Annotated in this window: 24 protein-coding genes; 9 read left to right on the top strand and 15 right to left on the bottom strand. The window is 63.8% G+C overall.

Annotation, left to right across the window (positions count from 1 at the left end; genetic code table 11):
- The first annotated feature begins 194 nt into the window (after positions 1-194).
- From XH84_RS30425 to XH84_RS30415, 3 genes are all read left to right on the top strand, one after another.
- A complete protein-coding gene (locus tag XH84_RS30425; protein ID WP_128921958.1) occupies positions 195-1,157 on the top strand; it encodes a helix-turn-helix domain-containing protein in 963 nt (320 codons plus the stop codon).
- A gap of 301 nt (positions 1,158-1,458) precedes the next feature.
- Entirely contained in the window at positions 1,459-3,003 is a 1,545-nt protein-coding gene (locus XH84_RS30420; RefSeq protein ID WP_128921959.1) for a DEAD/DEAH box helicase, read from the top strand.
- A gap of 167 nt (positions 3,004-3,170) precedes the next feature.
- Complete coding sequence (locus XH84_RS30415) at positions 3,171-4,238, top strand: GGDEF domain-containing protein (protein ID WP_128921960.1); 1,068 nt, start codon at positions 3,171-3,173, stop codon at positions 4,236-4,238.
- An 84-nt stretch (positions 4,239-4,322) separates the two neighbouring features.
- On the opposite strand, the gene XH84_RS41030 is transcribed toward XH84_RS30415, so the two are convergent.
- Both XH84_RS41030 and XH84_RS41025 read right to left on the bottom strand, forming a co-directional pair.
- On the bottom strand, positions 4,323-4,724 hold the full coding sequence (locus XH84_RS41030; protein ID WP_245471897.1) for an alpha/beta fold hydrolase: 402 nt from the start codon (positions 4,722-4,724) through the stop codon (positions 4,323-4,325).
- 71 nt (positions 4,725-4,795) lie between these two features.
- Positions 4,796-5,242, bottom strand: coding sequence for an alpha/beta fold hydrolase (locus XH84_RS41025; RefSeq protein ID WP_245471896.1), 447 nt, complete (start codon positions 5,240-5,242; stop codon positions 4,796-4,798).
- Between the two features lie 125 nt (positions 5,243-5,367).
- On the opposite strand from XH84_RS41025, the gene XH84_RS30405 reads away from it, so the two are divergent.
- Together XH84_RS30405 and fabA are read left to right on the top strand one after the other, a co-directional pair.
- On the top strand, positions 5,368-5,895 hold the full coding sequence (locus XH84_RS30405) for a winged helix-turn-helix transcriptional regulator (protein WP_128921961.1): 528 nt from the start codon (positions 5,368-5,370) through the stop codon (positions 5,893-5,895).
- A 177-nt stretch (positions 5,896-6,072) separates the two neighbouring features.
- The gene (fabA, locus tag XH84_RS30400) at positions 6,073-6,603 is read left to right on the top strand and encodes a bifunctional 3-hydroxydecanoyl-ACP dehydratase/trans-2-decenoyl-ACP isomerase (protein WP_128921962.1); all 531 of its coding nucleotides are present in this window, start codon (positions 6,073-6,075) and stop codon (positions 6,601-6,603) included.
- A 97-nt stretch (positions 6,604-6,700) separates the two neighbouring features.
- On the opposite strand, the gene XH84_RS30395 is transcribed toward fabA, so the two are convergent.
- The 9 genes from XH84_RS30395 to XH84_RS30355 form a co-directional block, all read right to left on the bottom strand.
- Positions 6,701-7,153 carry a TfoX/Sxy family protein gene (locus tag XH84_RS30395; RefSeq protein ID WP_128921963.1) on the bottom strand — a complete coding sequence of 151 codons (453 nt, stop codon included), beginning with the start codon at positions 7,151-7,153 and terminating at the stop codon, positions 6,701-6,703.
- 166 nt (positions 7,154-7,319) lie between these two features.
- A complete protein-coding gene (locus tag XH84_RS30390) occupies positions 7,320-7,718 on the bottom strand; it encodes a HesB/IscA family protein (RefSeq protein WP_018323036.1) in 399 nt (132 codons plus the stop codon).
- A 47-nt stretch (positions 7,719-7,765) separates the two neighbouring features.
- Positions 7,766-8,137 carry an SUF system Fe-S cluster assembly protein gene (locus tag XH84_RS30385; protein WP_018641712.1) on the bottom strand — a complete coding sequence of 124 codons (372 nt, stop codon included), beginning with the start codon at positions 8,135-8,137 and terminating at the stop codon, positions 7,766-7,768.
- Positions 8,134-9,381, bottom strand: a complete 1,248-nt coding sequence (locus XH84_RS30380) for a cysteine desulfurase (RefSeq protein WP_128921964.1) — start codon at positions 9,379-9,381, stop codon at positions 8,134-8,136. The genes XH84_RS30385 and XH84_RS30380 overlap by 4 nt, the downstream gene beginning before the upstream one ends.
- On the bottom strand, positions 9,378-10,682 hold the full coding sequence (gene sufD / locus XH84_RS30375) for a Fe-S cluster assembly protein SufD (RefSeq protein ID WP_128921965.1): 1,305 nt from the start codon (positions 10,680-10,682) through the stop codon (positions 9,378-9,380). Before sufD ends, XH84_RS30380 begins: the two co-directional genes overlap by 4 nt.
- A 12-nt stretch (positions 10,683-10,694) precedes the next feature.
- Positions 10,695-11,447, bottom strand: coding sequence for a Fe-S cluster assembly ATPase SufC (sufC, locus tag XH84_RS30370; protein WP_164936581.1), 753 nt, complete (start codon positions 11,445-11,447; stop codon positions 10,695-10,697).
- A gap of 62 nt (positions 11,448-11,509) precedes the next feature.
- A complete protein-coding gene (gene sufB / locus XH84_RS30365) occupies positions 11,510-13,006 on the bottom strand; it encodes a Fe-S cluster assembly protein SufB (RefSeq protein WP_128921967.1) in 1,497 nt (498 codons plus the stop codon).
- A 112-nt stretch (positions 13,007-13,118) separates the two neighbouring features.
- The gene (locus tag XH84_RS30360; RefSeq protein WP_128921968.1) at positions 13,119-14,258 is read right to left on the bottom strand and encodes a cysteine desulfurase family protein; all 1,140 of its coding nucleotides are present in this window, start codon (positions 14,256-14,258) and stop codon (positions 13,119-13,121) included.
- Between the two features lie 51 nt (positions 14,259-14,309).
- Entirely contained in the window at positions 14,310-15,506 is a 1,197-nt protein-coding gene (locus tag XH84_RS30355) for an acyltransferase family protein (protein ID WP_128921969.1), read from the bottom strand.
- A 176-nt stretch (positions 15,507-15,682) separates the two neighbouring features.
- On the opposite strand from XH84_RS30355, the gene XH84_RS30350 reads away from it, so the two are divergent.
- Positions 15,683-16,543, top strand: coding sequence for a LytTR family DNA-binding domain-containing protein (locus XH84_RS30350; protein ID WP_245471895.1), 861 nt, complete (start codon positions 15,683-15,685; stop codon positions 16,541-16,543).
- A 334-nt stretch (positions 16,544-16,877) separates the two neighbouring features.
- Complete coding sequence (locus tag XH84_RS30345; protein ID WP_024337874.1) at positions 16,878-17,525, top strand: alpha/beta hydrolase; 648 nt, start codon at positions 16,878-16,880, stop codon at positions 17,523-17,525.
- 112 nt (positions 17,526-17,637) lie between these two features.
- Here XH84_RS30345 and XH84_RS30340 read toward each other — a convergent pair whose 3' ends face one another.
- The 4 genes from XH84_RS30340 to XH84_RS30325 all read right to left on the bottom strand — a co-directional run bounded on the left by XH84_RS30340 (position 17,638) and on the right by XH84_RS30325 (position 21,999).
- Positions 17,638-18,315: a glutathione S-transferase family protein gene (locus XH84_RS30340; protein ID WP_128921971.1), complete on the bottom strand. Its 678-nt coding sequence runs from the start codon at positions 18,313-18,315 to the stop codon at positions 17,638-17,640.
- A gap of 92 nt (positions 18,316-18,407) precedes the next feature.
- Positions 18,408-19,697: a deoxyribonuclease II family protein gene (locus XH84_RS30335; RefSeq protein WP_164936582.1), complete on the bottom strand. Its 1,290-nt coding sequence runs from the start codon at positions 19,695-19,697 to the stop codon at positions 18,408-18,410.
- Positions 19,698-19,788: 91 nt separating this feature from the next.
- Positions 19,789-20,748, bottom strand: a complete 960-nt coding sequence (locus tag XH84_RS30330) for a hypothetical protein (RefSeq protein WP_128921973.1) — start codon at positions 20,746-20,748, stop codon at positions 19,789-19,791.
- A 150-nt stretch (positions 20,749-20,898) separates the two neighbouring features.
- Positions 20,899-21,999: an anhydro-N-acetylmuramic acid kinase gene (locus tag XH84_RS30325; RefSeq protein WP_128921974.1), complete on the bottom strand. Its 1,101-nt coding sequence runs from the start codon at positions 21,997-21,999 to the stop codon at positions 20,899-20,901.
- A gap of 163 nt (positions 22,000-22,162) precedes the next feature.
- On the opposite strand from XH84_RS30325, the gene tyrS reads away from it, so the two are divergent.
- Positions 22,163-23,416: a tyrosine--tRNA ligase gene (gene tyrS / locus XH84_RS30320; protein WP_128921975.1), complete on the top strand. Its 1,254-nt coding sequence runs from the start codon at positions 22,163-22,165 to the stop codon at positions 23,414-23,416.
- A 57-nt stretch (positions 23,417-23,473) separates the two neighbouring features.
- Positions 23,474-24,757 (top strand): MFS transporter, encoded by a 1,284-nt coding sequence (locus XH84_RS30315; protein WP_128921976.1) that lies wholly within the window; start codon positions 23,474-23,476, stop codon positions 24,755-24,757.
- Positions 24,758-24,928: the final 171 nt, after the last annotated feature.

The raw sequence follows: 24,928 nt of genomic DNA, 5'->3' as shown, positions 1-24,928 counted from the left end.
TTCCCGTTGCAGAACGGCGGAGAGGCCGCTTCCTTCGAACGGCAGTTCGTTGGACCCCCTGCCGCTGTGTGATAGTCGGCCCAGACGTAACGACGGTTCAAGGGACCTGGGCCTCCGGATCCACGATCTGGCTATGGCAGATTCCCGCGGAATCTGCTCTTTCTAGGACAATTGCGCTGCACGCGGGGGCTGCCGTGTATCGCTGGTGTACTGATGAGGTCGAGCCGCATGAGCGGTTCGACTATTGGCGCGAGGTGCGCTCCAAGGGATTGTTCGGCGTCACTGCCGAGCTCGCGCGCGAACGGCGCGCGGACTTCTTCGGCGAATTCTCGCTACGCCAGTTGGGCGGCGCCGGCCTCGTCGAGCTGAAGGCCTCCCCCTACGCGGTCGAACGCAGCAGCTCCGACATCGCCTACGCGCCCGGGGACGCGATCTGCGTCTATCAGCAGCTCGGCAACGGCAGCTGGTTCGGCGGCCTGCGCGGAAGCGACTTTGCGATCGCCAACGGCAGCTTCGCGACCAGCCATACCGACCTGCCCTACCGCACCGCGCCGCTGGGCGCCGAGGGCTTCCACCTGCGGATCCTGAAGATCCCGCTCAGCACCATCCCGGCGCAGGACAGGCGCATGCGCGAGCTTGCGCCCCGGACGTTCGACGATCCCGCCTTGGCTCCGCTGCTCGGAGCCTGCTTTGCCGAACTCGGCGAAGCCTCCACGGATCAAGACGCCGACGATACGACCTCCCTGGTTCAGGCCTTGGCCCATCTGGCGCTGATCGAGCGCGGCATCGTCAGACCCGGCAGCCGGCGTGGACAGGCCGCGCTGCGGACCGCCCGCCTCTCGCAGGCCCGCCGCCTGATCACGCGCCACCTGCAAGATCCCAATCTCGCGCCGATCATGGTGGCTGACCTGCTCGGCGTGTCCGTGCGCCACCTGCACATGCTGTTCGAGACCGCGGCAAAGAGCTTCTCGCAGACCGTAACGGACGAACGGCTGAAACAGAGCCGCCGCCTGATGCGCGAGGCGCCCGAGCGGCTGATCGCCGATATCGCGGCTGCCTGCGGCTTCGAGAGCCTGGCGACCTATTACCGGGTCTTCAACGCCGCCTATGGCATGGCCCCCGGCGATTTCCGGGCCCAGGGCTCGCAGGCGTGCTAGCCGCCGTTTTGACGCCTTGGGCCGGAGTGCGGGACTGGGCGGAAAACCTCAGTCGCGCCCGTGATTTGGGCAAAAACCTCAGGTTTTTTAGGGCCTTCCCGCGCCCGCTCCATTGACTTTGGCCGATTCCCGCCTATGTTCCGGGGCGACGCGGCTCAGATCGAAGAGCGATTCCTGAGCCTTGCGCTTTGTTCGCGTGTGTCAGCACCCCCAGCTTCTTTGAGAGCGCGCCGTTTCGGGGTGGAACGCGACCAGCCTTAATTACCCTCGATTCCGAACGGCGGTTTCGACCAGAGGCTCAATGTCCTTTTCACATCTCGGACTGTCCGAAAAAGTCCTCGCCGCAGTGGCGGCCACCGGTTACACCACCCCCACCCCCATCCAGGAACAGGCGATCCCCCACGTCCTCGCACGCAAGGATGTGCTCGGCATCGCCCAGACCGGCACCGGCAAGACCGCGGCCTTCGTGCTGCCGATGCTCACCATCCTCGAAAAAGGGCGCGCCCGCGCACGCATGCCGCGCACGCTGATCCTCGAGCCGACCCGCGAGCTCGCGGCCCAGGTCAAGGAGAACTTCGACCGCTACGGCGCCGGCCAGAAACTCAACGTCGCCCTCCTGATCGGCGGCGTCTCCTTCGGCGACCAGGATGCCAAGCTGACGCGCGGCGTCGACGTGCTGATCGCAACCCCCGGCCGCCTGCTCGACCACACCGAGCGCGGCGGCCTCTTGCTCACCGGCGTCGAGCTGCTCGTCATCGACGAAGCCGACCGCATGCTGGACATGGGCTTCATTCCCGACATCGAGCGCGTCTGCAAGCTCGTCCCGTTCACACGCCAGACCCTGTTCTTCACCGCGACCATGCCGCCGGAGATCCGGCGCATCACCGAAGCCTTCCTGCACAATCCGCAGAAGGTGGAGGTCTCCAAGCCCGCCACCACCGCCGTCACCGTCACGCAGGTCCAGGTGCCTGCCGGGCGCGAGGCGCACGAGAAGCGCGAGCTGCTGCGCCGCCTGCTGCGCGAGGCCAAGGATCTCAAGAACGCGATCATCTTCTGCAATCGCAAACGCGAGGTCGCGGTCGTTCATAAATCGCTCCAGAAGCACGGCTTCAGCGTCGGCGCCCTGCACGGCGACATGGACCAGTCCGCCCGCACGGCCGCACTCGAGCAATTCCGCAAGGGCGAGCTACCGCTGCTCGTCGCCTCCGACGTCGCCGCGCGTGGCCTCGACATTCCCGAGGTCAGCCACGTCTTCAATTTCGACGTCCCCCATCACGCCGACGATTACGTCCACCGCATCGGCCGCACCGGCCGCGCCGGCCGCACCGGCACCGCGATCTCAATCGTGACGCCGCTCGACCAGAAGTCGATGGTGGCCATCGAAAAGCTGATCGGCCAGAGCATTCCGCGCGCCGAAGGCGATTACGAAATCCAGGCTGAATCCTCCGACGGGACCGAGCGTCCGCGCGAGGCGCGTGGCCGCGAACGTTCACGCGGCGGACGCGGCAAGCCGCAGCGCGGCCGTGAGCGAAGCCACGAGCCGCGCGAGGCGCGTGGCGAGGCAAGGCATACTTCGGAGCCAAGGCATGCTTCGGAAGCAAGGCATGGTTCGGAAGCAAGGCCCTCCTCGGAAACAAGACAGTTGTCCGAAGCAAGGCCTCGGTCCGACGACAAGCGCAGGGCAGAGCCGCGTCACGACGCGCGCCAGCAGGCCAATAATTCGCATGTGCCGTCGATCGGCCGCCCCGAGCCGCGCCGCCAACGCGAGATCGACGCCGAGCCGGGCGATCACTCGCATCTTCCGGCATTCCTGCTGCGGCCGGTCCGCTCTCCCGCCGGCGCCTGAAGCGCGAGGGCGCGCTCCAGGTTTCGGTTGCGGAAACAGGAAGTACACGTTTTTAGACGTTTCGTGAACGTATATTTACGGGGCGTTCACGATCGTCCGTTAGCCTACGAACATAATTTAAGCATTGCTGCGGTCGTCGGCGCTCCGACCGCTGTGGGGTATGTTCCGTGGTCAAGGTGCTCGACGAACACGAACGCACGATGGCGTTCGCCGAAGTGGCGCTCGGTCAGATCCGATCGCTTCGGCAGACGGCGATTCCCCGCAATTACGAGATCTGGTACGTCTACGCCACCGGCTACAACGCACCGCTGAATAAGATCATCAACGAGACGCTGGCGCGCAGCGGCAAGCTGACCGAAGCCGATCTCGAGCAGATCTACGAGACCTATCTCTCCCACATCAAGACCACCGACCGCATCGACAAGGTCGGCGCGCGAGTTATCGGCGAGATCGACGACGTCATGAGTGTCCTGAGCGACGCGCTCGGCATGACCGGCTCCTACGATACCACCCTGTCGAGCGCGACCGCGAAACTGGCGTCGGCCAAGAGCCGCGACCAGATCAAGGCAATCGTCGAAACGCTGCTGCGCTCGACCAGCGAGATGCGCGAGACCAACAAGGCGCTGGAAGACCGCCTGACGCTGTCGAAGAACGAAATCAGCAATCTCCAGCACAGCCTGGAGGCGATCCGTGCCGAGAGCCTGACCGATCCGCTCACGGGCCTCGGCAATCGCAAATATTTCGACCGCATGATCGACATGGCCGTGCAGAGCGCGCTCGCATCGGGCGAGTCGCTGTCGCTGCTGCTGTTCGATATCGATCACTTCAAGTCGTTCAACGATTCCTACGGCCATCTCACCGGCGACCAGGTGCTGCGGCTCGTCGGCCTTTCGCTGAAGCAGACCATCAAGGGCCAGGACATCACCGCGCGCTACGGCGGCGAGGAATTCGCGGTCGTGCTGCCCAACACCGCGCTGCGCCAGGCGCTCACGGTGGCCGACCACATCCGCCGCGCGGTGATGGCGAAGGAATTGAAGAAGAAGTCCACCGGCGAGATCCTCGGCCGCGTCACCATCTCCGTCGGCGTCTCCATGCTCAAGCCCGGCGACGACACCGACGCGCTGATCGAGCGCGCCGATGCCTGCCTCTACGCCGCCAAGCGCAACGGCCGCAACCGCGTGATCTGCGAAGCCGATCCGGAATACGCCGTCGAATCGCACAGCCGCGTGGCGTAATCACCGCCGCTCCTTGCAAACCTCGTTTCAAACTGAAACCTCCGGGCCGGGCTCAATGTCTCGGGCCTGCGTTTCTCGGCGAGGTCAGGTTTGGCTGATGAATTCCGCGATGAGACGATTGACGGCCTCGGGCGCATCCTCGAGGCAGTAGTGGCCGGCTCCCGGGAGACGATGGACGCTCGCAGTCGGGAAAACCGATGTGAAGAGCGGCAAGAAATGCGAAGCGTGGAGCGTACGATCCGCCTCGCCCCAGATCGCGAGCGCCGGCCTGTCCCGGATCATGCGGTCTGCGGCGGCATCGGGCATCTCGAACCGGTGCGCGCCGATCGCAAAACCCTTCGCCCAGCCGATCGCCCCGAGGCATTCGGCCGGATTGGCAAACGGCGCGCCATAGGCCGCAAGCCAGTCATCGGAGATGATTGCGTTGTTCTCGAAACCGTTCAGCTTCAGCGTGCTCAAGATGTTGAAGTTGAGCTGGCCGAGCACCGCTTCGAGATTTCCATCTGCCTCCGCTTGCCCGATCCAGCGAAACCACCGTGAAGCAGCTGCATTTGCGCTCACGCGCTCCAGCAGGTCGACCTGACCGAACGGTGTCGGGCCATTGGTCGAGATGAGCCGGCGGATGCGGTGCGGATGCCGGCTGCGATCCCCATGCCGACCGGACCGCCGAAATCATGCATTACGAGCGTGATGTCCGTCAGGTCGAGCGCGAGTACGAATTTTTCCAGGTTGTCGATGTGGTCCTGCAGCCAATAGCTGCGCGTGGCCGGCGTCTCGCTCCTTCCAAATCCCACGTGATCCGGGACGACGACGCGGTGTGTCGCGCTCAACACCGGGATCAGGTTCCGGAACAGATAGCCCCAGGTCGGCTCGCCATGCAGGCACAGGACGACCTCGCCATCGCGAGGTCCCTCGTCGACGAAGTGCATCTTGAAATGCGACGCGTCGTTGAAATGCGGTGCAAAGGCAAAGCTGCCACCGAACGTGGCCTCGGGTCTGATCATGGGTATTCCTTTCTGCACGGTTTCAATTTGAAACCGATATCGGCATACCGCTTGAGGTTTCAGTTTGCAACCGATATATGGAAGTTCGCTGCACTCGAACGACACGGCGGAGATGGACATCAGGAATGGGCAAGAGAATTAGCCACAAGGATTCGTTGTGCGGCGTGGCACGTCCGCTGGACGCGATCGGCGACTGGTGGTCGCTTTTGATCGTGCGCGACGCCTTCGATGGCTTGCGCCGGTTCGGTGAGTTTCAGAAGAGTCTCGGCCTCGCCAAGAACATCCTCTCGGCCCGGCTGCGCAATCTCGTGGCACACGGCATCGTGGACATTGTGCCCGCAGCAGAGGGCGGCCCATATCAGGAGTACGAGCTGACGGAGAAAGGACGCGGACTGTTTCTGGTTCTTGCAGCGCTCAGGCAGTGGGGCGAGGACTTCTTCTTCGCGCCCGACGAGGCCCACGTGCTGCTGGCCGACAAGAAGTCGGGGCTTCCCGTGCGCAGGCTCGAGCTACGAGCTCGGGACGGACGCGTTCTCGGTCCGGCCGACACCATCGTGCGGCGCCCGCCGAGCATGGCGAGGGTCGAGCTGGCGCGCCCACAAGTTCGGACAGCTTCGAACCGCCGAGATTTCAAGCCGCGCACCAGGAAGTAGCGATCGCCACCGCGTGATCTGCGAGGCGAATGCGGAATTCCCCGATCGGGATGCGCAAGCGGGTGGCGCGAGGCGACGCGACGCGCCGAAACACCGCCGCGCTTGACATTCCAACTTGCCGACCGACATCTTCCTCGCTGCCGCGACACCGACCGCGAGCATCGAGGACTGACCGCCGTGCCCAACCCTCACGATTTCCACACGCCGCAACCATCCTACACCAGGGACGAGCTGCTGAGATCGAGCGAAGGCGGCTATTTCGGCCCGGGCAATGCGCAATTGCCGGCACCGCCGATGCTGATGATGGATCGCATCACGGAGATCAGCACGAACGGTGGCGCGTTCGGCAAAGGCCATATCGTCGGCGAGCTCGATCTCGCGCCTCACCACTGGTTCTTCGATTGCCACTATCGCGGCGACGCGATGATGCCGCCAACTCTGGGCCTCGACGCCATGTGGCAGATGATCGGCTATTGGCTCGGCTGGTCCGGCTCACCGGGCAAGGGCCGCGCCATCGGCGTCGGCGAAGTGGAATGCACCGGCACCGTCACGCCCGACACAAAGAGCGTTCGCTACGAGGTCGCGATGCGCATGGTCCGGCGAGGCAAGCTGGTGCTCGGAATTGCCGACGGGCGCGTGCTCGCCGACGGCGTCTGTGTGTTCACAGCCAAGGACATGCGTGTCGGCCTGACCAAGGCCGTCGATTGATCTCTCGCAGGGTGGGCAAAGGCGCGCAAGCGCCGTGCCCACGATCTCTGCATAACTATTTCGAACGTTGGGCGCGCTTCCGCCTTCGCTCTGCGAGCTACGGCGGGCGAGTCGCTTTGCCCACCCTACGCACCGTCTTCTTGACTGCCTTCTTGGCCGCCCTCTTCTTGGCAGCAGGCTTCTTTGGCTCGGTCTTCTTCGTGACCGCCTTCTTCCCCTTCGGCCGCTTCTTCACCTTGGCGCGCTGGGCGGCGGCGAGGGCCGCCCTGGCCCATTGCGCCAATTCCTCGGAATCGTCGAACAGACGTGCCGGCAGCTCCCAGTAGGAATTCACCAGCACGGTCTTGGCGCGGGTCGAATATTGGAACGGCTTTGAGCCCTCGGCCTCGAAGTCCGGGATGGTCACTTCGTCGGCGCGGAAGAACAGGCCGGCGCGCAAGGCGAGCGCAAAGTTGACGCCGTCGACGGAGATGCCGTGGCCGGAGAACATCTTGCGGATGGTAACGGGGCCGAAATCGGCGAACAGGTCAGTCAGGAATTCGCGGTCCATGCTCACGCTCTCTCGTGCCCCGGACGCAGCGCGCCGTGAAACGGTGCGCTGCTGAGCCGGGGCCCAGGCCCTCTGCGACAGGAAGTATAGCGTGGGTCCCGGCTCTGCGCAGCAGCGCAAGAGCGCTGCAGCGCGTCCGGGACACGAGAGCGATGCGTTGGGCTGATTACCCGTCGATCTTCGCCGGCCGCAGCTCGACCGACTCGCCGCAGCCGCAGGCGGATATCTGGTTGGGGTTATTGAAGACGAACTGGGCCTGCATCTTGTCGGCCTTGTAGTCCATCTCGGTGCCAAGCAGGAACAGCACGGCCTTGGGGTCGACCAGGATCTTGACGCCCTTGTCCTCGACGACCTCGTCGGTCGGCCGGACATCGTGGGCGTATTCGACCGTGTAGGACTGGCCGGCGCAGCCGCCGTTCTTCACGCCGACGCGCAAACCGACGATCTCGGAATCGGCGCGCTGGGTCAGCTCGGTGATGCGCTGGGCGGCCGCATCCGTCAGCCGCATCACCTGCGGGCGCGGACGCCGCGGCTTCGGAGTGGATGCTGGGGTCGCCTGGGTCATCTTGTTTATCTGGTCCGTTGCGGAACGAATTCAATACCGGGTTTATGTCACCACATGTTGAGGACGAGGCGCGCCTCGTCGCTCATGCGCTCGGGCGACCACGGCGGCTCCCAAACGACCTTGACGTCGACCACGCCGACCCCGGGAACGCTGGCGACCGCGTTCTCGACCATGGTCGGCAGCTCGCCCGCGGCCGGGCAGTTCGGCGTCGTCAGCGTCATCTGGACGTCGACCGAGCGATCGTCCTTGATCTCGACCTTGTAGATCAGGCCGAGCTCGTAAATGTCGGCGGGAATTTCCGGATCGAACACTGTCTTGAGCCCGGCGATGATCTCGCGGGTCAGGCGCTCGGTCTCCTCCGGCGGCAGCGCCGAATGGGTCTCCATCGGATTGGCTTTGATTTCGGCCGTGTCACTCATGCGAACAAATCCCGCGCCTTCAAGAGCGCCTGTGCCAGATGATCGACTTCTTCCCGCGTATTATACATGCCGAACGAGGCCCGGCAGGTGGCCGTCACGTTGAACCGCTCTAAAAGCGGCATCACGCAATGGGTGCCGGCGCGCACCGCAATGCCCTGGCGGTCGATGACGGTGGCGACATCGTGGGCGTGCGCACCCCCAAGCTCGAACGAGATCACCGGGCCCTTGCCCCGCGCCGTGCCGATCAGCCGCAGCGAGTTGATCTCGCGCAGGCGATCCTGGGCATAGGTGGTGAGATCGTGCTCGTGAGCGGCGATGCGCTCCTTGCCGATCGAATTGACGTAGTCGATGGCGGCGCCAAGCCCAACCGCCTCGACGATCGCCGGCGTGCCCGCCTCGAACTTGTGCGGGGGATCGCCATAGGTGACGACCTCGCGCGAGACTTCGCGGATCATCTCGCCGCCGCCGTTGAAGGGACGCATTGCGACCAGGTGGTCGTATTTGGCCCAGAGCGCGCCGATGCCGGTTGGCCCGTACACCTTGTGGCCGGTGAAGACGTAAAAGTCGCAGCCGATGTCCTGGACGTCGACCGGCAGATGCACCGCGCCCTGGCTGCCGTCGACCAGCACCGGAATGCCGCGGGCATGCGCGATTCTGACGACCTCCTTGACCGGCACGATGGTGCCGAGCGCGTTCGACATCTGGGTGATCGCGACCAGCTTGGTCTTGGCCGTGAGCAGCTTCTCGAACTCGTCGATGAGGAAGTTGCCTTCATCGTCGACCGGCGCCCATTTGATGACGGCACCCTGGCGCTCCCGCAGGAAATGCCAGGGCACGATGTTGGAGTGGTGCTCCATGATCGAGATGACGATCTCGTCGCCTTCCCCGATGTTCGGCCCGCCCCACGAAGACGCGACCAGATTGATCGCCTCCGTCGCGTTGCGGGTGAAGATCACTTCCTCAGTGCGCGAAGCATTTATGAATTGCGCGACCTTGGCGCGGCCGCCCTCATAGGCTTCGGTCGCCGCGTTGGCGAGGTAATGCAGGCCGCGATGCACGTTGGCGTATTCGGACGTATAGGCCTGCGTCATGCGATCGAGTACGGCGCTCGGCTTCTGCGCCGAGGCGGCGTTGTCCAGATAGACCAGCTTCTTGCCGTAGACTTGCATGGCAAGCGCCGGAAAGTCCTGGCGGACGCGGCCGACGTCGTAAGTCCCGTTCTTGACGGCCGGATGCGTGCTCATTGGCGCCGCTCCAGCCAGCGCTCGGCGACGCCGATCACGTGCTCGCGCAAACCGTCATCGGCGATCTGCTCGATCGCCTCGCCGACGAAGGCCTGGATCAGCAGGGCCTGGGCCTGCTTCTCCGGCAGGCCGCGCGCCTTCAGATAGAACAGCAGGCTGTCGTCGAGCGCGCCGGCGGTGGCGCCGTGGCCGCAGGAGACGTCGTCGGCAAAAATCTCGAGCTCCGGCTTGTTGTCGGCTTCGGCCTCGTCCGAGAGCAGCAGCGCGCGCGTCATCATCTTGCCGTCGGTCTTCTGCGCGTCGGGACGGACGATGATGCGGCCCTGGAACACCGAGTGGCCACGGTCGTCGACCACGGCGCGGAAGATCTCGCGGCTGACGCAGTTCGGCACGGCGTGATCGACCACCAGCGTGGTGTCGCCATGCTCGGTCTTCTTCAACAGGTTGACGCCGTTGGCCGAGAGCTCGCTGCCCTCACCCGCCAGCGCAATGAAGCCCTGAAGACGACTCACCGCAGCGCCGGTGGTCATGTTGAAGAAATTGAACTTCACATTGGCGCCGATGGTGACGAACTGTGAGGTCACGTTCACCGCGTCAGGCGCATCGTCCATCAGACGGATGTGGGCGACGTCGGAATCGTCACCAACCGACACGAGGACGGCGTCGTTGACCTGGTAGGCCTTGGCACCCGCCGCGACAAAGGTCTCGACGATGGTGGCGCGAGCGCCCTTCCCGACCGCGACCTGCGAGCGGGTGAACGCCGACGCCGACGCGGCGGTCGCGATGTGAATGATCTGGATCGGCGCGGACAGCTTGGCGCCATCGGCGATCGACAACACGACGCCGTCGGTCGCCATCGCCGCGTTCAGCGCGATCATTGCATCGATGGACGCGGTCTTCAGCAGACCGGCGTCCTTGTCCAAGGTCTCCCGCAGGGTCTTGAAGCCCGCCTCGGCGACAAGCGCCTTCACGTCGGACAGATCGGCCGCGAACACGCCGTCGACCAGCACCAGCTTGCGGGCGCCGTCGATCGCATGCACCTTCACCGCGTCCGCGGCGCGCTTCAACGTGGCCGCATCGGGGCTGGCTGCCAGCGGCAGCACCTCGCCGACCAGTGCACGCAGGTCAGTGTATTTCCATTCCTCGAGCCGGCGGTGCGGCAGGCCGAGACGCTCATAGGTCTCGAACGCCTCGCGGCGCACCGCGGTGACCGCGGGCGAACCCGGCAGCCGGCCTTCGGCGCTGGTGAAGAGATCGCTCACCGCGCGGCCCTTTCCGGTCTTTGCCACAGCAACGTTCATCGCAAACAATCCTTACGCGGCATCCTCGAACTGGGCGTAGCCGGACGCTTCCAGTTCCAGCGCCAGCTCCTTGCCGCCGCTCTTCACGACACGGCCCTTCGACATCACGTGCACGACGTCGGGCACGATGTAGTTGAGGAGCCGCTGATAGTGGGTAATGACGACCATCGAACGCTTGGGCGAGCGCAGCGCGTTGACGCCGTCGGCCGCAATGCGCAGCGCGTCGATGTCGAGGCCCGAATCCATCTCGTCGAGGATGCACAGGCTCGGCTCGAACAGCGCCATCTGCAGCACCTCGTTGCGCTTCTTCTCGCCGCCGGAGAAGCCGACATTGACGCCGCGCTTGAGCATGTCCTGCGGGATGTTCAGCGACTTCGAGACCTCGCGGACCTTCTTGAGGAAGTCCGGGGTCGAGTATTCATCCTCGCCGCGTGCCTTGCGCTGGGCGTTCAACGCCGTGCGCAGAAAATTCATGGTGGCTACGCCGGGAATCTCGACCGGGTACTGGAACGCCAGGAACACGCCCTTGGCGGCGCGCTCGTTCGGCTCCATCTCCAGGAGGTCTTCACCCTTGAACAGAATCTGGCCGTCAGTAACCTCATAGCCGGGCTTGCCGGCGATGACGTGGGAGAGCGTCGATTTGCCGGAGCCGTTCGGCCCCATGATGGCGTGGATCTCGCCTTCGTTCACGGTCAGCGTCAGCCCGTGGAGGATCTCACGCTCCTCGACACGAACCTTCAGGTCTTTCACTTCAAGCAAAGCCATCTTGGTGTCCAGTTTGTTCAAATGATGCATGGAGCGCCGCAGCGCACCGCCAGGGTCGGCAATCAGCCGACCGACCCTTCGAGCGAGATCGAGATCAGCTTCTGCGCTTCCACCGCGAACTCCATCGGCAGCTGCTGCAGCACGTCCTTGACGAAGCCGTTGACGACGAGGCCGACCGCTTCTTCCTGGCTGAGCCCACGCTGGATGCAGTAGAACAGCACGTCCTCGGAGATCTTCGAGGTCGTCGCTTCGTGCTCGAACGTCGCCGAGGAGTTCTTGGCCTCGATGTAGGGCACGGTGTGAGCGCCGCATTTGTCGCCGATCAGCAGCGAATCGCAGGCGGTGAAGTTGCGGGCGCCGGTGGCTTTGCGATGCGCGGTGACGAGGCCGCGATAGGTGTTCTGCGACTTGCCGGCGGCAATGCCCTTGGAGATGATCCGGCTCGACGTGTTCTTGCCGAGGTGGATCATCTTGGTGCCCGAATCGACCTGCTGGAAGCCGTTCGAGATCGCGATCGAGTAGAACTCGCCACGGGAATTGTCGCCGCGGAGAATGCAGCTCGGATATTTCCAGGTGATCGCCGAACCGGTTTCGACCTGGGTCCAGGAGATCTTGGAATGGTTGCCGCGGCAGTCGCCACGCTTGGTGACGAAATTGTAGATGCCGCCCTTGCCTTCCGAATTGCCGGGATACCAGTTCTGCACCGTCGAATATTTGATCTCGGCATCGTCATGGGCGACGAGCTCGACCACGGCGGCGTGCAGCTGGTTCTCGTCGCGCTGCGGCGCGGTGCAGCCCTCGAGATAGGAGACGTAGGAGCCCTTGTCGGCGATGATCAGCGTGCGCTCGAACTGGCCGGTGTTGCGCTCGTTGATGCGGAAATAGGTCGACAGCTCCATCGGGCAACGCACGCCCGGCGGCACGTAGACGAACGAGCCGTCGGAGAACACCGCCGAATTCAGCGTCGCATAGAAATTGTCCGAGGTCGGCACCACCGATCCCAGATATTTCTGCACCAGCTCGGGATGCTCGCGGATCGCCTCCGAGATCGGCATGAAGATCACGCCGGCCTTCTTCAGCTCCGCCTTGAACGTGGTCGCAACCGAGACCGAATCGAACACCGCATCGACCGCGATCTTGCGCTTGGCCGGGTCTTCCTCACCCACCTTCGGCTCGACACCTTCGAGCATGGCCACTTCTCGCAAGGGGATGCCGAGCTTCTCGTAGGTCTTCAGGATCTCCGGATCGATCTCGTCGAGCGAGGTGACGGTCTTCTTCGGCTTCGGTGCCGCATAATAGTAGAGGTCCTGGAAGTCGATCTTGGGATAGTCGACGCGCGCCCAGGTCGGCTCGGTCATGGTCAGCCAGCGCCGATAGGCCTCCAGCCGCCACTGGAGCATCCAGTCGGGTTCGTTCTTCTTCTGCGAGATGAACTTGACGGTCTCTTCCGACAGCCCCTTGGGGGCCTTGTCGGACTCGATCAGGGTCTCAAACCCATAACGATACTGATCGACGTCGATGCGCTTCACGCGCTCGACCGTCTCTTGCACGGCTGGCATTCTATCCTCCGCTCGCGGTTTCAAGGACCGCGGTGGATCAAACTCGGACGAGTATTACGATGTTTCTGGGCGGAAAGCACGGCTTAGAACCGTTCAACCCGTGTTTCGTCGCTTAGTGCTTAAGTAGGCTATTACCGAGCTTTCGCCAAGCCTCTAACGCCCTGTTGATGTCCTCCGGTGCCGTGGACCAGCCCAGACTGAGACGCACCGCTCCCTGGGCCACGCTCGGGTCATAACCCATGGCCGAAAGGACGTGGGAGGGCTGGACCTTGCCCGAGGAACAGGCCGAGCCGGAGGAGACGGCGACGCCTTCGAGGTCGAAGCCAATCACCGCGGTCTCGGCCTTGAGACCCGGCGCCGTGAACAGGACGGTATTTGGCAACCGCTTCACGTCATCCGAGAAGATCGTTGCGTCCGCAATCGCTCGGATGCCATTTTCCAAGCAAGCTCTGAGGGTTGTCATGCGCTCCGCATCCTCCGGCAGAGCCTGAAGCGCAGCCTTCACAGCCGCGCCGAAGCCGGCGATCCCGGCGACATTCTCGGTTCCGGCGCGGCGGCTCTGCTCCTGTCCCCCGCCCCGCAGCACCGGCTCCAGTCCGGCGATCCCCTCGGCCACCACCAGTGCGCCAATCCCCTTTGGCCCGCCGATCTTGTGCGCAGAAAAGGTCGCAAGGTCGGCGCCTACAGCCTTGATGTCGAGGGGAGTTTTCCCCAGGGCCTGGATCGCGTCGACGTGCAGGAGGCCTCCGGCCTCGTGAACGATCCGTGCCGCCTCGGCGACCGGCTGGAGCGCGCCCGTCTCGTTATTTGCGGCCATGATCGAAACCAGCGCTGGCGGGCCGTCCGTAAGCCGTGCCTTCAGATGCTCAAGGTCGACCACGCCGGAGCGTGTCACGTGGATCAGATCGATAGCGGCACCCTGGAACCGGCCACCTGCCAGCACCGAAGCGTGCTCGACTGCCGAGACCAGCAGCCGCTCGACAGGGCCACTGGCCGGTCCCCGCAAACCCGGCGACAGGGCCAGCGCATTGGCCTCGGTTCCCGCCGAGGTGAAGACCACGTTCCGCGGCAACGCGCCGACTGCCGTCGCAAGCACGGCACGGGCCTCCTCGACCAATCGCCGCGCCTCCCGCCCCTCGGCATGAACCGACGACGGATTGCCGATCAGCTCAAAGGCCGCAACCATCGCCGCCCGGGCCTCGGGGCGCAGCGGCGTGGTCGCGTTCCAGTCGAGATAGACACGGGGCGGCATCTCGCTCTCTTAGCATCTTTTGCCATCCGGCCAATCGGACCGCGGCCCGCGTCAGGCGGGCTGCTGCTGCTGCTCCATTATGGCAGCCGGCCGCGGCGCCGCCCGCAATCCGAACAGCGGCCGCAGCCAAGCGATGCGCCGGACGACTTCATAGGTCGCCACACATGTGAGCGCGGTCCCGATGATGACAAGAGAGGCTTCGATCCCAACCGGGATATTGCTGTCGTGCAACGCATGCGCGATCACGATGACCGCGGTCTGATGCACGATGTAGTACGGGAAGATCGCGTCAGTCAGATAGCGCCGCACGGGACTGTCGGCCGTGAGGTGGCGCCGCGCAAAGCCCAGCACGGCGGCGATCGCGAGCCATTGGTAGCAACCGTAGGCCGAGGCGGCGGCCCATTTCAGCGCGGGCGACGGCGCAAACAGACCGGTGCGAACCAGGATGAAGGCCGAGAAGCAGGCGACTGCAGCCGCCAGAGCCGCCCAGCGCTGGCGCACGACATTGCGCCAAATCCCCTCCTGCTTCGCCAGCAGGAAGCCGGTCAGGAAGGCCGTCGCGTGGTCGGCGTGATTGAACCAGTCGCCGAACAGCGCATGCGTCGAGGGGAAAGCCGGGAACAACACCAGGCGCCAGGCAACAAACAGCAGGCAAGGGACGATCAACAGCCATGGCCCGTCGAGGATGGCAGCCAGCTTCCGGCCGAGCCGGTCAGCGCCAGCCGGCCACAGCACAAGCACGCCGATCAAGGCCATCGTGTAGACCCACAGATAGACCACGAACCAGAGATGATTCCAGGTCGGCAACACGATGCAGGGGTTCGGACAGAACTGCGCGCCGAAGGCAAAGTAGTGCCTGGCGTAGAAATCGAAGAAGCCCGCGGAATAGCCGAGGCTCTCGACGATCTGGAGATAGGATTGCGGCGGGACGATCGCGAGCATGCCGAAGCCCAGTGGGATCAAGAGCCGCGCCGAGCGCGCGCGGGCAAGCGCGGTAAAGGTCGACTTGTCGAGCATGAAGCGGGTCGCGACCCCGGACACCAGAAACAGCAGCGACAGCCGCCACGGGTTGAGGAACAGCATCACCGGTTCCAGCCAGGTCAGCCGGTGCGCACTCTTGATGTGAAAGCCCCAGGACACGTAGAGCATGCCGACGTGGTAGAAGATCAAGAGCGCGAAGGCTAAAATCCGCACCCAGTCCAGATCGATACGCCTTTGCGAGCTTTGCAATTGCTGTGGTGTTGTCATGGTTTTCTGTTCCTTGAGGGGACGACAAGCGCGGTTTTCGGGCCATGGCTGACACAGGAAATGCCTCGCCGACGGAGCGCGTCGAGCCGGTTTGGGATCAGAATCGGACGCGAGGGGATGAGCCGCCGGCGGCTGGGACGAATAGCGGGCCTTTTGGGATCAGTGGCGGCGACCGGATGATGTTCGCTGCGATCGCGGCGGTCACGCTTGCGATCGGAATCGTCAATGCGTTTTCGGGCGCTCAGGACGCCGCCTGGCGCGGCGACAGCTACGACATCGGCCGGCGGCTGTTCTGGGAGATGTCGAGCATCTCCGTCATCCTGCTGTTGCTGCCGATACTGGTGCTGGCGGTCCGCCGCATGCGCCGGGCATCCGGCCTCGCCGCCCGCGCAGGCCTCGGGGCGATCACCCTGCTCGGCTTCTCCGCCCTCCACATCACCGGCATGGCCTGGGTGCGGAAGCTCGCGCTCTGGCTCGCCGGCGGCGCCTACGACTTCCGTTTCTCGCTCGCGACGGTCCTGTACGAATTTCGCAAGGACGCCGTGGCCGTTGTCCTGATCGCCAGCACGGTCTGGTTGCTCGAAAGCCGGCGTGAGCTGAAGAGCGCCGCAGTCGCTCCACCGGCGCCACCGGCCCCGCTCCAGCCGTCACCGCCCGACGTGATCTGGCTGCGCGACGGCACGAGCCGCATTCGCGTGCTGCCGCGCGAGATCCTGTGGGTCGCGTCCGCCGGCAATTACATCGAATACAGCCTCGCCGACGGCACCCAGCACCTGATCCGGGGCACGCTGGCGGCGGCGGAAAGCGAGCTGGCGCGCTTTGCCATCGTTCGCGTTCATCGGACCAGGCTCGCCAATCTCGACCGGGTGCGCGGCGTGGACCTCAAGCCATCAGGAGATTTCGAGCTCGCCTTCGACAACGGCCAGTCGCTCGGCGGCAGCCGGCGTTACCGGCCGGCGGTCGCCGCGCTGGGGAGCCGAACCGCCCCGGCGGGAATCGCCAGGGCCGATCAACCGGTGATCCATAAACGGTCGTGATTCCAATTAGTTGAGCGCTGCCTCCGGCGAAGCGGACGGCTCCTGCCTCGGCCCGGTTGAATTCCGGCAGTCGCGGTCATGGGAAGCTGGCCGGAGATAACGCTGACATGACCGGCTAAGCTCTTGAGTCGATTGAGAGATGTCGAAGAAGCTTGCTTTTTGACCCTTGCCTCGTGTTAGAAGCGCGCGTCAGTTCACCCGCGCGCCACTCGCGCATCATCCGAGGGCGCGCTCTCCACCTTTCATCCGTGCTCTCGTCGGCGGCCACGCAGTGAGAGCCCCAATCGGACGATTGCGCAGGGATCACCTCCAAGGGACTCAATCAGAGACATCCATGCCTGAAGTCATTTTCACCGGCCCTGCCGGCCGCCTCGAAGGCCGCTATCACCCGGCCAAGCAGAAGAACGCGCCGATCGCGATGATCCTGCATCCGCATCCGCAGTTTCACGGCACGATGAACCATCAGATCGTGTATCAGTGCTACTACGCCTTCGCGCATCGCGGTTTCTCGGTGCTCCGTTTCAACTTCCGCGGCGTCGGCCGCAGCCAGGGCTCGTTCGACCACGGCACCGGCGAATTGTCGGATGCCGCCGCAGCGCTGGACTGGGCGCAGACCATCAATCCCGAAGCGCGCGCCTGCTGGGTCGCCGGCTTCTCGTTCGGCGCCTGGATCGGCATGCAGCTGTTGATGCGTCGCCCCGAGGTCGAGGGCTTCATCTCGATCGCGCCGCCGGCCAATCTCTACGACTTCTCGTTCCTTGCGCCCTGCCCGTCGTCGGGCCTGATCGTGCATGGCGAGAAGGACGCGGTGGTGCCGCCCAAGGACGTCAACACGCTGGTCGAGAAGCTGAAGACCCAGAAGGGAATCGTGATCGACCAGCAGATCATCCCCGGCGCCAACCACTTCTTCGACGCCAAGCTCGAGCCGCTGATGGAGACCATCACGGCGTATCTCGACATGCGTCTGGCGAACGTGCGCTGAGGCTTTTTGTCGCCCGGATCGAGCGAAGCGAAATCCGGGAGGGCCCATCCGCAGACGCAGGGCCCCGGATTGCGCTGCGCTCCATACGGGCTAGGTAAGCAACATGCTCAGCTCAGGCCGCAAGCTTGAGCAGATGCGCGTCGTGACGCACGAGGAAGGCGCGCAGCAATTGCGGATAGTCTTCACCAACAGCAGTGCGCACGCTCGGACGCTTCGCCAGCTCCGCTCGCCAGGCCCGCACCTTCGGCACGTCGCGGAAGATGCCGTGCTCGGTCAGTTCGTCGAACAGGTCGAAATAGCGGAAGACGGGCGCGAACACGGCGTCGACCAAACTGAACTGCGAGCCGGCGAAGAACGGGCCTGCGCCAAGCGCGACTTCAACACGCGCGAACTTCGACACCAGCGCCTGACGCTTGGTCTCGAACGTCGCCGGATCCGTCGTCGTCTCCAGGCCCCAGAGATCGCCGAGGATCGCCGAGCCGAACTCCATCCAGGCGCGGTGGCCGGCGCGCTTCAAAGCATCCGCCGGGTGCAGCCTCGCGCCGCCTTGGGTCTCCTCGATGTACTCGCAGATCACATTGCTCTCGAAGAGGACGACCTCACCCTGCTCCGTCGTCACCACCAGCACCGGCACCTTGCCGAGCGGCGACAGCTTCAAGAACCAGTCCGGCTTGTTGGCGAGATCGATATCGACCCGCTCGAACGGCACGCCCTTCTCCTTCAGCGCGATCACGGCGCGCTGCACGTAGGGGCAAAGCTTGTGGCTGATCAGTTTCAGTGACGCGGTCATGGCATTCCTCGCAATAGATGCAATTGCATGAACTTTTCATGCGATTGCATCTATGTCAAGGATTCCAGCAAGCGTCCCTGATGGCCGGACCGTCACTTCATCGGCGCCGTATCGCCGTCGATCAGATCGGCTACACTGTCGTGCAACGGCTTGTTGTCGATCACAAAAAACAAGCCGCCGCGACCGTTCTGGCTGCTATCGCAGCCCGGCGGGTTCAATGCTCCCTGCTGATTCAGATCGCCAAAGATAACGTAGCTGTGACCGCCCGCGCTCGAGACCCCGATCTTCGCGTGGTTGGACGGCGCATTCAGTTTGATCGGCTGGTCTTTCCATGCGCCCGTCAACGCGATGGCTACCGGCCCAGGTTTCTTGTCCAATTCGAACGGCTCCAGGCACTTCACCTTCGAATTCTTGTTGGTGGAAGGAATTTTGGGTTTGGTCCACCACGTCGCGCTTCGCTCTGCGGTGCCGCTGAGGATGGCCGATACGACCTCCCATGGAGGTGCGGTAAGACTCGCCGTCTTGGCAATCAGGATGACTTTGGTCGACAGATCCCGGCGCGTGAAGAAATCTCCCGTCGCGGTGCTCGGCTTTTTCTTCTTCGGAAGTTCACCGAGTTCGCCGACCAGTTCCTGAACATCATCAGGACCGCCGTTTCGAACGATCTGCTTTTTGGTCGGATCGGTTGCCACGCCCGCCGCCTTCAGGCCCTTGAGAACCTCGACCAAATCGTCCTTGGTCAGCTTGAGCGCAAAGAAATGCTGGCTGGCCAGCAGATTGTTGTTGCTGCTGATGCATCCAAGAGTGTTGCCGGCCTTCCGAACGATCCGGTTGCTGCCCGAGCCCGGCCATGACGGCGTCGAGACCTGCATGACAAAGCCCTCGCCTGCATCGTTCCAGGCGAGCAACCCCTTGGAATGGCCCCATGGTGAGTTGGCCGATTTGATCGGGTCGCCGTAGAACTGATCGTTCCAGATCAGGTAGAAGAAATTGCCGTTGTAGACCTGATCGAAGGTGGCGCCGACCGGATCGGTGGTCGTGGCGCCGACGCAGCCCTTGCCCTGGCTCAATTTGCTTGCGCTGCTGCTCGCAAACGCGAACTGCTGTCCGAAGCGATCCTTTGCCCGTACTTTGCCCCCGAAGATACAGGCACGCGGTCCCTCGACGGGACCACAACCAGCGAACGACTTCTGAGCATTGAATTTGAAGGTGAACCACCAATCAACTGGTTGACCACCTTTTTCGAGCAACGGACGCGGCACGTCCTCGACGCACCACGCCGAACCGCCGGCGACTGTGAGCGCAAGGCCCAGTAGAAGCTTGATCACCCGGAGCCGCAACGGCCGCCAAGCCCCCGCAGCACGCGCTTCAGCCGGCCTCATTTTTCTGCGTCCCGGCCGTCGCTCCGCCCATCCTCCCTGCAGTGGAATTCCAGCCCTTCCTGCTTCTCGGACGTCTGGGCTCGGCATGGGCTCAGTTTTCCTCTTCGGGCTTTTTATTCCCTTCGTCAGGCGACCCATCGCGGTCCTGATTCTTCGGGAGCGCGGCTTTTCTTCCAACTTGCTGCTTGGGGTTCAGATCGGAGTTGTCCCTTGGGAATATCGCGGCCACGATGCGCTCGATCGTGTTGAACAAGAAGTCGGTGCTGTAGCCTGCAACGAAACCGAGCGCCGCCGAGCTCAAATGCAGAGTATCGCCGCTATCACTGTCGACGAGATAGTCGACAAACAGGATGATCGCGCCGCCGGAGATGGCGCCCAACAGCACGCGATTGAAGTATTCCGGCTTGCGTCGCAAGTCGAAGCAACGCTGATAGATGAAATAATGCGCCGATCGCAGCAGATAGGCGCAGGAGCCGAGGGCGCCGTACCCCCAGGGCAGAAGTATCTGCGCCAGGTTCCGCTCCCAGGCATATCGCGTGGTGTCTGGATCAAGACCCCAGTAATAAACGAGGCATTCCCCGGTCAAGATCGCTACCGCGATGACAATCGTTACGAAGGAAAACCGCCGCGTAAAGCGCAGCGCCGGAGAATTGCCGATCAGGCGATTCCACCACGTCTCCGATTCGTCTGAGATCGAGGTGATGGCGCGCGTCGCATCAAGCGTCTCCGCCGTCACCGGACTCGCAAAAACCGCGAGCCGGTAGTAGGCGCGCTCCAAATCGTTCCAGTCGGCCGCCGAAATGCTGCGCCCGGGTTGCGACGCTGTTCCATCGCCTGAGGCCAATATCCCGAGCTTGACGGCGGTCCCCTGGATGACTTCAACCGCATCGAGCGGCACTGTCTCTCCGCTCGCAGATTGGAAACCAGTGCTCAGCACATATTCGGACAGCGCTAATGCACCGTCGATTTGGCCGCGCGTGTAGCTGCTTTCGAGCGTGACGACGCCTTGGGACTGAATAGCGCCCTGCGCCGGCGAATTCACTTCCGCCATGGGAAATCTCCGCCACCCAATAATGCACTTTTGAAATTCCTCAATCCTAAATTGAAAATTTCTACAAGTCTAGCGAGTATTCCTCTTTCCCGAGCCCATTAGGCCCGTTGCGCGGTCATCTGCAGAAATAGCCCGAGTGCGCCCGCTCGTTCAGGGCCTTGCGATCACCCCGCCGGTCATCGGCATCGGCACGCCCGTGGTAGCGGGATAGGACAACGGCAGGCCCTTCAGGCCGCGGACGGCGAGGAAGCCGAAGGCCTGGGCCTCGATGGCGTCGGAAGCCCATCCCAGGGTCTCGGCGGCCTCGACGGTCGCCGAGCCCACGCGCTCCCGCAGCATCCGCAGCATGGTGAGGTTGCGGGCGCCGCCGCCGCAGACGATCCAGCTCCGCGGCCGCCGCGGCAACAGTGGAATGACGCGGGCGATCGCCGCCGCGGTGAAGGCGGTCAGCGTCGCGGCGCCGTCGGCCGGCGCGACGTCGCCGAGCTTGAGCGCAGCGAAGTCGTTGCGGTCGAGCGATTTCGGCGGAGGCAACGCAAAGAACGGCAGCTCCAGCGCGCGTGCGATCCAGGCCTCGTCGACCTTCCCGAGCGCTGCGAACTTTCCTTCCGCATCGAACGCCTGGTTCATGGTGCGGTACATGAAATCGTCCAGCAGCGCGTTGCCGGGGCCGGTGTCGCAGGCGATCAGCGTGTCGCTGTCGACATAGGTGATGTTGGAGACGCCGCCGATATTGACCACAACGATCGGCCCCTCGCGGTCCAGCGACTGCGCCAGCGCGCGGTGGTAGACCGGTACGAAGGGCGCGCCCTGCCCGCCCGCCTCGACATCGGCGGCGCGGAAATCATGCATCACGGGAATATGGATCGCTTTTGCCAGCGCTGGCGCGTCGCCGATCTGCACCGTCAGCCGCTTTTCGGGCCGGTGCAGCACCGTCTGGCCGTGGAATCCGACGATGTCGATGTCCTCCGGCCTCATGCGGTTCTGGGCAAGGAAGGTGGCCACCGCCTCCGCATGGGCCCGCGTCACCACGCGCTCGGCCTCGGCCAGAACGCCCGGCCGCGCATCGCGTTGGGTCAAATGCACGGCTTCGCTCAGGGCCTGACGCAGCAGATTGCGCTCCGCAGCATGATAGGCCCGGTAGCCGGTCGGCCCGAATGCCTTCACTTGTTTTCCATCGGTTTCGATCAGCGCGACATCCGCCCCGTCCAGCGAGGTGCCGCTCATCAAACCGAGTGCCGTCAACATCATGGATCAGCGTCCTCAAGACCCGTTCCGGCATGCCGATCTTGTGCCAGAGGGACACATCTTATAATGCCACAGCGCCAAGTGGCGGGCAGCAATCGGGTTCCCACGCCAGACCCTTAAATTGCTCCCAAAACAGTAAACCAAGAATTGTTGGGCATGCCGACAGATGACTGCATTTAAATCGGATTTCCTCAATATCCTGCAGGAACGTGGCTTCATCCACCAGTGCTCCGATTTCGAGGGGCTGGACGCGCTCGCCGCCAAGGGCGAAGCGACCGCCTATGTCGGCTACGATTGCACCGCCCGCTCGCTGCACATCGGCAACTACCTGACCATGATGATGCTGCACTGGCTGCAAGAGTCCGGCAACAAGCCGATCACGCTGATGGGCGGAGGCACCACCATGGTGGGCGATCCCTCCGGCAAGGACGAGACGCGCGCGATGCGCACCGTCGCCGAGATCGAGGACAACAAGGCCTCGATCCGCGGCGTGTTCGCCAAGGTGCTGCGCTATGGCGAGGGCAAGAGCGACGCCATCATGCTGGACAATGCGGAGTGGCTGACCAAGCTGAACTGGATCGAGATGCTGCGCGACGTCGGCCGTCACTTCTCGGTCAACCGCATGCTGACCATGGACTCCGTGCGGTTGCGCCTCGAGCGCGAGCAGGAGATGAGCTTCATCGAGTTCAACTACATGGTCTGCCAGGCCTACGACTTCGTCGAGCTCGCCAAGCGCACCGGCTGCAAACTGCAGATGGGCGGCTCGGACCAATGGGGCAACATCATCATGGGCGTCGATCTCGGCCGCCGCATGGGCACGCACCAATTGTTCGCGCTAACGACGCCGCTTCTAACCACGGCCTCGGGCGCCAAGATGGGCAAGACCGCGCAAGGCGCGGTGTGGCTGAATGCCGACCAGTTCAGCCCCTATGATTTCTGGCAGTACTGGCGCAACACCGAGGACGCCGACGTCGGCAAATTCCTGAAGCTGTTCACGACGCTGCCGATCGCCGAGATCACGAAGCTCGAGGCGCTCGGCGGCTCGGAGATCAACGAAGCCAAGAAGGTGCTCGCAACCGAGGCGACCGCCCTGCTGCACGGGCGCGACGCAGCAAATGAAGCAGCGGAGACCGCGCGCCGCACCTTCGAGGAAGGCGCACTCGCCGAGAGCCTGCCGACGGTGGAAATTCCGCGCGGCGAGCTCGACGCCGGGCTCGGCGTGCTCACCGCCTTCGTCAAGGCCGGCCTCGTCGCCTCGAACGGCGAAGCGCGGCGGCAGATCAAGGGCGGCGGCCTGCGTGTGAACGACGCGTCCGTCACCGACGAGAAGATGGCGCTCTCGGCGGCCAATCTGACGCCGGAAGGCGTGATCAAGCTGTCCTTCGGCAAGAAGAAGCACATCCTGATCAAGCCTGCATAGGCGTATGAGCTTTTCGCTGCTTGTCAGGGCGCGAAGATGCGCGCTCCCTGACCGGCAATGGATCAGAACACGCCCAAGGAAACGTCGAAGGAAACGTCGAAGCAAGCGTCGAGGGAACACGCTCGCAGCACTGGGCGAGGCGCTGTGCGCACCGCGCTCGTCGTGCTCGCGCTGTGCTTCACGCTGGCGGTCCTGGGCCGGGGCTTAAGCGAGAGCTTCACCGTCTTCCTCAAGCCGATCTCCGAAAGCTTCGGCTGGGACCGCGCGCAGGTCGTCTCGATTTATTCGCTGACTTGGCTGATCAGCGGACTGACCGCGCCGCTGGTCGGACGGCTGTTCGACCACTCCGGACCCCGCGTTGTCTACGCGCTCGGACTGTTCCTGCTCGGCTCGGCCTTCCTGATCGCAAGCCAAGCGCACGCGCTCTGGCAATTCCAGCTTTCGATCGGCCTCTGTGTCGGCATTGGCGTTGCCTTCATCGGCAATGTGCCGAACTCGATCCTGCTCGGCCGCTGGTTCGGCCCCAAGCTGCCGACCGCCATGGCGGTGGTCTATTCGGCGATGGGCGGCGGCGTGCTGGCCCTGCTGCCGGCCTCTCAGCTTCTGATCGATCATCTTGGCTGGCGCGAGACCTACCAGGTCTATGGCCTCGCTGCGCTCGCGCTGCTGGTGCCGCTGCTGCTCCTGCCCTGGCGCATGTTCGCGGCCGGCTCGCCACACGTCACCAAGAAGAGCGATCCGGATTTCGTCGACAGCGGCTGGACGCTTGTGAGCGCGATGCGTCACCATGCCTTCTGGGCCCTGTTCTCGACCTTCTTCTTCACCGCCGTCGGCATGTATGCGATCGCTGCGCAGATCGTGGCCTACCTGATCGACGCCGGCTTCCCGCCGCTCCAGGCTGCGACGGCCTGGGGTTTTTCCGGCGTCGTGCTGGTGTTCGGCATGTTGGGAGTGTCTGCCCTCGACGGGATGATCGGGCGCCGGCCCTCGGTGCTGCTCAGCTACGCGATCTCGATTCTGGGCATCGTCCTGCTCTGGCTGCTTCAGTATTATCCTGATGTCATCCTGCTCACCGGATTCGTCGTCTGTTTCGGCAGCATGATGGGCTCGCGCGGCCCGCTGATCACGGCAACCGCAATGAAGATCTTCCGCGGCAAGCGCGTCGGCACCATCTATGGCACCATCTCGATCGGCAGCGGGCTGGGCTCGGCCTTCGGCTCCTGGAGCGGCGGCCTGATCCACGACGCCACCCACGGCTACAATGCGCTGCTGGTCTTCGCACTTGCGAGCGTCGTGCTCGGGATGATCCCGTTCCTGATCGTGCCCGCCTTGCGGCGCTAGGTTTCCCAGAGGTAACTAGAGTTCATTCGTGTCACCGGGGAACTACGGGCGGACGCGACGCGTATACGCTCAAGAATGCGGATGACACGAAAATGTCAGTATGGAATTGATCCCAAGTGTCTTGCGAGGCGGAACTGAATGAAGTCCAAGTCGCAGCATTGGATGGAGGCA

The organism is Bradyrhizobium nanningense (genome assembly GCF_004114535.1).
Taxonomy (GTDB): domain Bacteria; phylum Pseudomonadota; class Alphaproteobacteria; order Rhizobiales; family Xanthobacteraceae; genus Bradyrhizobium; species Bradyrhizobium nanningense.
The sequence above is the reverse complement of the archived record's forward strand: the minus strand, read 5'-3'. Positions and strand labels throughout refer to the sequence as shown.

Excerpts from the sequence above, each read along its gene's own strand:
- XH84_RS30420 (WP_128921959.1), top strand. The coding sequence starts at position 1,459 with ATGTCCTTTTCACATCTCGGACTGTCCGAAAAAGTCCTCGCCGCAGTG.
- XH84_RS41025 (WP_245471896.1), bottom strand. The coding sequence starts at position 5,242 with ATGATCAGACCCGAGGCCACGTTCGGTGGCAGCTTTGCCTTTGCACCG.
- XH84_RS30405 (WP_128921961.1), top strand. The coding sequence starts at position 5,368 with ATGGGCAAGAGAATTAGCCACAAGGATTCGTTGTGCGGCGTGGCACGT.
- XH84_RS30395 (WP_128921963.1), bottom strand. The coding sequence starts at position 7,153 with ATGGACCGCGAATTCCTGACTGACCTGTTCGCCGATTTCGGCCCCGTT.
- XH84_RS30390 (WP_018323036.1), bottom strand. The coding sequence starts at position 7,718 with ATGACCCAGGCGACCCCAGCATCCACTCCGAAGCCGCGGCGTCCGCGC.
- XH84_RS30385 (WP_018641712.1), bottom strand. The coding sequence starts at position 8,137 with ATGAGTGACACGGCCGAAATCAAAGCCAATCCGATGGAGACCCATTCG.
- XH84_RS30380 (WP_128921964.1), bottom strand. The coding sequence starts at position 9,381 with ATGAGCACGCATCCGGCCGTCAAGAACGGGACTTACGACGTCGGCCGC.
- sufD (WP_128921965.1), bottom strand. The coding sequence starts at position 10,682 with ATGAACGTTGCTGTGGCAAAGACCGGAAAGGGCCGCGCGGTGAGCGAT.
- sufC (WP_164936581.1), bottom strand. The coding sequence starts at position 11,447 with ATGGCTTTGCTTGAAGTGAAAGACCTGAAGGTTCGTGTCGAGGAGCGT.
- sufB (WP_128921967.1), bottom strand. The coding sequence starts at position 13,006 with ATGCCAGCCGTGCAAGAGACGGTCGAGCGCGTGAAGCGCATCGACGTC.
- XH84_RS30360 (WP_128921968.1), bottom strand. The coding sequence starts at position 14,258 with ATGCCGCCCCGTGTCTATCTCGACTGGAACGCGACCACGCCGCTGCGC.
- XH84_RS30355 (WP_128921969.1), bottom strand. The coding sequence starts at position 15,506 with ATGACAACACCACAGCAATTGCAAAGCTCGCAAAGGCGTATCGATCTG.
- XH84_RS30350 (WP_245471895.1), top strand. The coding sequence starts at position 15,683 with ATGATGTTCGCTGCGATCGCGGCGGTCACGCTTGCGATCGGAATCGTC.
- XH84_RS30345 (WP_024337874.1), top strand. The coding sequence starts at position 16,878 with ATGCCTGAAGTCATTTTCACCGGCCCTGCCGGCCGCCTCGAAGGCCGC.
- XH84_RS30340 (WP_128921971.1), bottom strand. The coding sequence starts at position 18,315 with ATGACCGCGTCACTGAAACTGATCAGCCACAAGCTTTGCCCCTACGTG.
- XH84_RS30335 (WP_164936582.1), bottom strand. The coding sequence starts at position 19,697 with ATGAGGCCGGCTGAAGCGCGTGCTGCGGGGGCTTGGCGGCCGTTGCGG.
- XH84_RS30330 (WP_128921973.1), bottom strand. The coding sequence starts at position 20,748 with ATGGCGGAAGTGAATTCGCCGGCGCAGGGCGCTATTCAGTCCCAAGGC.
- XH84_RS30325 (WP_128921974.1), bottom strand. The coding sequence starts at position 21,999 with ATGATGTTGACGGCACTCGGTTTGATGAGCGGCACCTCGCTGGACGGG.
- tyrS (WP_128921975.1), top strand. The coding sequence starts at position 22,163 with ATGACTGCATTTAAATCGGATTTCCTCAATATCCTGCAGGAACGTGGC.
- XH84_RS30315 (WP_128921976.1), top strand. The coding sequence starts at position 23,474 with ATGGATCAGAACACGCCCAAGGAAACGTCGAAGGAAACGTCGAAGCAA.